6 protein-coding genes are annotated in these 6,847 nt (G+C 73.5%); 3 read left to right on the forward strand and 3 right to left on the reverse strand.

Features of this window, described 5'->3' with window-relative positions; translation table 11 throughout:
- Window positions 1-3 precede the first annotated feature (3 nt).
- Both HGK34_RS05725 and HGK34_RS05730 read right to left on the reverse strand, forming a co-directional pair.
- Window positions 4-777 carry a CD225/dispanin family protein gene (locus HGK34_RS05725; protein ID WP_201845596.1) on the reverse strand — a complete coding sequence of 258 codons (774 nt, stop codon included), beginning with the start codon at window positions 775-777 and terminating at the stop codon, window positions 4-6.
- Window positions 774-1,565: a septum formation family protein gene (locus tag HGK34_RS05730; RefSeq protein WP_201845597.1), complete on the reverse strand. Its 792-nt coding sequence runs from the start codon at window positions 1,563-1,565 to the stop codon at window positions 774-776. Before HGK34_RS05730 ends, HGK34_RS05725 begins: the two co-directional genes overlap by 4 nt.
- A gap of 414 nt (window positions 1,566-1,979) precedes the next feature.
- On the opposite strand from HGK34_RS05730, the gene HGK34_RS05735 reads away from it, so the two are divergent.
- On the forward strand, window positions 1,980-3,626 hold the full coding sequence (locus HGK34_RS05735) for an ATP-binding cassette domain-containing protein (RefSeq protein WP_201845598.1): 1,647 nt from the start codon (window positions 1,980-1,982) through the stop codon (window positions 3,624-3,626).
- On the opposite strand, the gene HGK34_RS05740 is transcribed toward HGK34_RS05735, so the two are convergent.
- On the reverse strand, window positions 3,613-4,074 hold the full coding sequence (locus HGK34_RS05740; RefSeq protein ID WP_201845599.1) for a DUF6314 family protein: 462 nt from the start codon (window positions 4,072-4,074) through the stop codon (window positions 3,613-3,615). The two genes, HGK34_RS05735 and HGK34_RS05740, sit on opposite strands and share 14 nt — an antisense overlap.
- A 32-nt stretch (window positions 4,075-4,106) precedes the next feature.
- Between HGK34_RS05740 and HGK34_RS05745 the strand changes: the two genes are divergently transcribed.
- Entirely contained in the window at window positions 4,107-6,197 is a 2,091-nt protein-coding gene (locus HGK34_RS05745) for a M3 family metallopeptidase (protein ID WP_201845600.1), read from the forward strand.
- A 135-nt stretch (window positions 6,198-6,332) separates the two neighbouring features.
- A partial coding sequence (locus HGK34_RS05750; RefSeq protein ID WP_372433074.1) for a carbohydrate-binding protein occupies window positions 6,333-6,847 on the forward strand: 515 nt, incomplete at its 3' end.

Genomic DNA, 6,847 nt, shown 5'->3' on the forward strand with positions numbered 1-6,847 from the left:
GCGTCACTCGGCGCTGGCGCGCTCGGCGATCGCACCGGTGCTGGATCCGTCGCGTGCCTCCGCGAAACACCACATGGAGTAGTTCCCCGCGGCCCAGTCGCGCTCGCTGGGCACGATGTACCAGATGTCGAAGAGCCCGGGATCCGTCCGCAGCGCGACGAGTTTCTCCGTGCAGGCGCCGGTCGCGTGCCGGGCGAGTTCCGCCTCGCCCGGGAAGGCGATCGACCGTTCGGCGCCGAGCTCGCGGTAGTCGCCGTAGATCGACGTCTTGAAGTACATCTCCCCACCGTGCGGCTCGTCGCAGTCGACGACCTCGATCCGCGCGACGACGTCGGTCAGCCCGTCGGTCTCGTAGCAGTTGCCGATGAAGGCCAGCCGGACCGGTGTGCCGTCCTCGGGCCCGGAGCCGTCGGCCGGGGCGGGGGCCGGCGGAGCGTCCGCGACCGCGGCACCGATGAACGGCGCCGTCGCCGCCGTGGCCGCTACCAGGAGTCCGACCGAGGCCACCGAGGACAGGGACAGCCCCACGGCCAGTCCCCAGATCCCGAGCCTGCGCGCACGGGACCCCTCGGTGGCCGCGGTGCGCGTGTCACCGGCTCCGAGGGCTCGCGAGGCACGCAGCGTGTGGGGCAGCGCGGCCAGGGCGAACGGCCAGCAGAACAGGAGCGCGACGACCGTCCAACCGTGACCGGTCGACGGGGGCACCGGTGGTCGCGGCGGGACGTAGGGGTGGTACGGGCCGTACCGTGCCGGCCGCGGGGTCTGCGGGGTGCTCATGCGGACTCCGTCTCCAGGTCGAGCTTCACGAGGTCGGGGCGGTCGCTGAGCGAACCCCGCACGGGGTGCGAGGCCAGGAGCAGGCACGGGCTCGCTCGATCCCCGTACAGCCAGCTGTCCTGGCTGGGCATCCACGGCCACGCGTTCCCGTACTCCGGTGCGTCGGCACCCATGTAGCCCCAGTAGGCATCGACGCATGCCTCCCAGGCGTCGTTCTCGATGACGTCGTCACCCGGGTACGGCCCCCACTCGTGCTCGTGGACCCCGATGACCACGACGTCGTGCTCCTCGGCGCAGGGGACCAGCTCGATCTCGGTGAGCTCCGCCCAGCCCGCGTCGTCCGGCGGGGCGAGGAAGCAGTCGCCGGTGATGAGTTCCAGCGGATCCACCGTATCCGGCCGGGGCGCGGCGACCGCCTGCCGGACGGGAGGCTCGGGCCACCTGTCCGTCACCTGGTCGAGGAGGCCCGGACCGTGGCTGGTGAACGTCACGGCGAGAACCACCCAGGCCGTCGCCCGGAGCGCGAGGAGGCCGCCCCCGACGCCCACCGCGGTCCAGGAACGGCGGTGGGCGGACCGGCTCGCGTCCCGGGCCGCGCCTGCCAGGCCGGCTCCGTCGGCACGAGCCGCTCGGGCCGCCGCGGACAACGCGGCGAGACCGACCGGCCAGAACAACAGCAGGGCGGCCGCGACGAGACCGGTGCGGGGGCGCCTGGGGCCGGGGCCGGCGGGCGGGTCCGGATCCGGGCCTGGGCCCGGGCCGTGGGACTGAGGAGAGGGGGATGCCACGAGCGGCCTTTCTAGCACATCGGGCGTCCCGCTCCTCCGGATCTGCGAGGATTTCACCCCACCGGCCAGTGCACCCACCCGCCATGCGAGGCCGCGGGAAGGGCAAGCACAGGCCGGGCGGCGCGAGGCGGCGGCATCCTGCTGGGGACGGCCGGCCCGCGCGTGGCGACCGGTGTCGGCAGGGAGAGAAAGAACTCGCGACGTCCGTGGCGGTGTGCGAGAGTGCGGGCGGTCCCGGCGGGCAGGTCCGCGTGTGAGACGGGATGAGCAGAAGGATCGTGAATGAGGACTTCCCCGGTCGTCGCCCACCTGCGCTGACACCGAACGTTCCCGTCCCGGACGGCCCCTGGCGGCCGCAGCCGGGCCGGTGGAGCACCGGCGTCGGCGCGTCATGCCACCCCGGGAGTCCTCACCATGCCCTTGTCCGCCTCACATCCTGCCGTCGTCCTCGACGACCTCACCTTCGCCTGGCCCGACGGAAGCGTCGCTCTCCAAGGCATCTCCGGCGCCTTCGGCCGCGGCCGCACCGGGCTCACCGGAGTCAACGGCGCCGGAAAGTCCACCCTGCTCCAGCTGATCGCCCGGCGGCTGCGCCCCGGGTCGGGAACCGCCTACGTCTCCGGAACCGTCGACTACCTGCCGCAGCGGCTTACGCTCGACGTCGGCGCCACCGTGGCCGACCTCCTGGGTGTCCGGCCCGTCGTGGACGCCGTCCGCGCCATCACCGACGGCGACGTGCGTGCCGAGCTGTTCGACGTCGTCGGCGACGACTGGGACGCCGAACGGCGCTGCGTCGCGGCGCTCGCCGCGGCCGGGCTGCCCGCCGATGTCGACCGGACGGTCGCCGCGTTGTCGGGCGGCGAGGCGATGCTCACCGCCGTCGTCGGGCTGCGGCTGCGCGGGGCCGACGTCGCGCTGCTGGACGAACCCACCAACAATCTCGACCGCGACGCCCGCGAGCGCCTCCACGAGCTGGTGCGGGGCTGGCGTGGCGCGCTCGTGGTGGTGTCGCACGATCTGGAACTGCTCGACCTCATGGACGAGACCGCCGAGTTGCGTGCCGGTTCGCTGGCGACGTTCGGCGGGCCCTACAGCGAGTACCGCGCCTGGCTGGAGGTGCAGCAGGAGGCGGCCGAGCAGGCGCTGCGGACGGCGGAGCAGACGCTGCGGCGTGAGCGGCGCCATCGGATCGCCCTGGAGGAGAAGGTCGCGCACAGTGAACGGCAGGGGCGCAAGGACCGTACGAACCGCCGGTACGTCCCGGCGGCGGTCCGGGATCGGAAGAACAAGGCCGAGCGGTCGCAGGGAGCCCGCCGCGGCCTGGCCGACGACCGCGTCGTGGCGGCACGGGCGGCCGTGGAGGCGGCCGAGCGGGCCGTGCGGGACGACGACCGGATCGTCGTCGACCTGCCCGACCCGGATGTGCCGGCCGGTCGCTGGATCGCGCTGCTGACGGGGGCCGACGGCGGGCAGCACCTGCTGCGGGGGCCGGAGCGAGTGGCACTGACCGGGCCGAACGGGGCGGGCAAGACGACGCTGCTGGAGCGCCTTCTGCACGGTGGGGAGATGATCCGCCCACCGGCCGGGCAGGCGGGTGGCGGCACGGCCCCTGAGGTGCCGGCCGCGGCGTCGGGCACGCTGCTGACGGATCGCGTGGGCTATCTGCCCCAGCGGATCGATGTGCTGCCCGACGCCGCCACGGTGCTGGAGGCGGTGCGCGAGGGCGCGCCGGACGTTCCTCCGGGGGAGCTGCGCAACCGGCTCGCGCGCCTCCTCGTGCGGGGTGATGCCGTGCACCGCCCGGTGGCGACGCTCTCGGGAGGTGAGCGTTTCCGGGTGGCGATCGCCCGCCTGCTGCTGGCGGACCCGCCGGCGCAGCTCCTGATCCTGGACGAGCCGACGAACAGCCTCGACGTCGCGGGCACGGAGCGTCTGCTGGAGGCGTTGGCGTCCTACCGGGGCGCCCTGCTCGTGGTCAGCCACGACCAGGCGTTCCTGGACCGGCTGGGCCCGGACCGGGAGCTGCGCCTGGATCCCGGCGGGGTGCTCACGGAGCGGTGAGGTCGTGGGCCGAGTATCGGGAGACCATCGTGTAGTCCTTGGCGGGCCCGGTGACATGCCAGCGGACCGTCCAGGCGTGCGGGGCGCCGGTGGGGGAGGCGGGCTCGACGCTGCCGCGGTAGAGGTCGCGCCCGCAGACGTGCTCGACGGGACGTGCGGTCCAGGGATGGAAGTCGCGGCCGTCCTCGAAGGTCACCCACCAGCCGGGCGCCGCGGTCGCGGAGCCCGGGGGAGCGGCCCCGGGGCGCCGGGGCGTCAGGAACAGCGTCCGGGTGACCGGTGTGCTCCGGTCCGCCCAGCGCAGCGTCCCGTTCTCGGCCCAGCGGACACGGCCGGCGCCCTCTGCCGTGAACGTGGCCTCACCGGTGGCGGCATAGTCGGTACCGGTGAGGCGGTCGTGCACCTCACGCCGGAAGTCCCAGGTGCCGAGGAGTCGTGCCGGATCCACGGACCCACCCTAGACCGAGCGAGAATGGCCGCATGACGATCCCTGGCACCGCCACAGCGGTCACCCTCGACCCCGCGAACCCCTACTTCGCGCCTTCGACGCTCCCGTACGAGCTGCCCGACCACGCGGCGATCCAGGAGGAGCACCACGAGCCCGCGATCGTGGCCGGGATGGCCGCCCAGCGTGCCGAGATCGAGGACATCGTCACGAACCCGGCACCGCCCGGCGTGGAGAACACCCTGGAGGCGCTCGAACGTTCCGGCGCTCTCCTCGGCCGCGCGTTGCGCGTGTTCTGGAACCAGCTGTCCGCGGACGCCACCCCCGGCCTCGAGGACATCGAGGCACGTCTCGCGCCGCAGCTCGCCGCGCACGAGGACGCCATCTACCTGGACGCCCGCCTGTACGAGCGGGCGCGGGCCCTGCAGGAGAGGGCCGACGCCGGAACGCTCACCCTCGAGCCCGACACCGCCTACCTCCTTCAGAAGCTGCTCACCCGCATCCGCCGCTCCGGGATCGAGCTTCCGGAGCCCGACCAGGACACCCTGCGCGACCTCAACGCCCGCCTGACGACGCTGCAGGCCGAGTTCGGCCGCAAGCTGCTCGCGGGCGCCAACGCCGCCGGCGTCCTGATCACCGACGAGGCCGAGCTCGAAGGCCTGTCCCACGCCGCGCGGGCGGGTGCGCGAGCCGCCGCGGAATCGCGCGGCAGCGAGGGCTGGCTCCTGGAGATGCAACTCTTCAGCCACCAGCACGTCCTCGCCTCCCTCGCCCGGCCCGACGTGCGCGCCCGCGTCCAGGCGGCGTCCGAGAACCGCGGCCGCGACGGCTCCGGAAACGACACCCGCTCCACGCTGCTGGAGATGGTCCGCCTGCGTGCCGAGCGTGCCCGGCTGCTGGGCTACGAGCACCACGCCGCCTACGTCGCCGAGGACGCCACGGCCGCCACGACCGACGCCGTCAACGCCATGCTCGCCCGTCTCGCCCCGCCCGCCGTCGCCAACGCCCGCGCCGAGCACGCCGACCTGGAGGCGCTCGCGGGCGGCCCTGTCGGGGCCGCGGACTGGTCCTACTGCACCGAGGCCGTGCGCAAGGAGCGCTTCGCCCTGGAGGACGCGCTGCTGCGCCCGTACCTCGAGCTGGAACGCGTCGCGCGCGACGGCGTCTTCCGTGCGGCCAGCCGGCTGTTCGGGCTGTCGTTCACCGAGCGGGAGGACCTGGTCGGCTACCACCCGGACGTGCGGATCTTCGAGGTGTTCGATCAGCCGGAGCCGGGGGAGCGGGACCAGGGGCTGGGCCTGTTCGTCGCCGACTGGTTCACGCGCGAGTCCAAGCGGGGCGGTGCCTGGATGAACAACCTCGTGGACCAGAACCGCCTGCTGGGCCAGAGGGCCGTGGTGGTGAACAACCTCAACATCGTCCGGGCGCCGGCGGGAGAGCCCACGCTGCTGTCCTGGGACGAGGTCACCACGATGTTCCACGAGTTCGGGCACGCCCTGCACGGCCTGCTGTCCGACGTGCGCTACCCCTCGCAGTCGGGCACGAACGTGCCGCGGGACTTCGTCGAGTACCCCTCGCAGGTCAACGAGATGTGGGCGTGGGAGCCGGAGATCCTGGAGAGCTTCGCGGTGCATCACGAGACGGGCGAGCCGATGCCGCGCGAGTGGATCGACACGATGCTCGCCTCGCGCCAGTACGGCGAGGGCTTCTCCACCACCGAGTACCTGGGTGCCGCGCTCCTGGACCAGGCGTGGCACCAGCTCGCGCCCGAGGACGTCCCGGCCGTGCCGGAGGACGTCGCCGGCTTCGAGCAGGCCGCCCTGGCCGCGGCGGGCGTCGACTTCGCGCCCGTTCCGCCGCGCTACCGCACCACCTACTTCAACCATGTCTTCGGCGGCGGCTACTCGGCCGGGTACTACTCGTATGTCTGGTCCCAGGTGCTCGACGCCGACACCGTCGAGTGGTACGCGGAGAACGGTGGTCTGACCCGCGAGAACGGCGAGACGTTCCGACGGCGGCTGCTGGCACGCGGCGGGTCCCAGGACCCCGCGCGTTCCTTCCGGGACCTGCGCGGACGCGACCCGGAGATCGGGCCGCTGCTCATCCGTCTCGGCCTGGAGGACTGAGCCGGCCCGGGCCTTCCACCCGTGGCCGGGCTGCCCGCCCGGCGCGGCCGTGACGTACGGGAAAGCACTGATGTGCCGCCGGGCGGTCGGTCGTAAAGTCTCCTTACTTATTCGGCAAGCAGGGAGGACGGGACGATGGACACCCAGCAGGTCCGGCGCCGCCGGACGAGAGGCGGGCTGGCGCTCGCCACCGCACTGACGCTCGTCGTCGGTGGCGCGGTGGCGACCGCAGCCGCACAGGCCCAGGACACGGGGGCGCAGGCCACGGCCGCCGAGTGCGCGACGCCGTGGTCGTCGTCGGACGTGTACGTCCAGGGCGACACCGTCTCCTACGGCGAGCACGACTGGCAGGCCAAGTGGTGGACCCAGGGCGACACCCCGGGAGCCGGCGAATGGGGCCCCTGGGAGGACCAGGGGACCTGCGGTGGCGGCTCGACCGACCCCGGCACCCCGCCCTCGGGTGAGTGCACCTCGGCCGGGTGGGACGCCTCCGCGGTGTACGTCGGCGGCGACACGGCGTCGTACGCGAGCCACGAGTGGCAGGCGCAGTGGTGGACGCAGGGCGAGACCCCCGGTGCGGCCGACGTCTGGGCCGACCTCGGGGCGTGCTCCGGCGGCCCCGGGCCCACCCCTGTCTCTTATACACATCT

Origin of the sequence: Myceligenerans indicum, from assembly GCF_016742955.1 — a bacterium.
Taxonomy (GTDB): Bacteria; Actinomycetota; Actinomycetes; order Actinomycetales; family Cellulomonadaceae; genus Myceligenerans; species Myceligenerans indicum.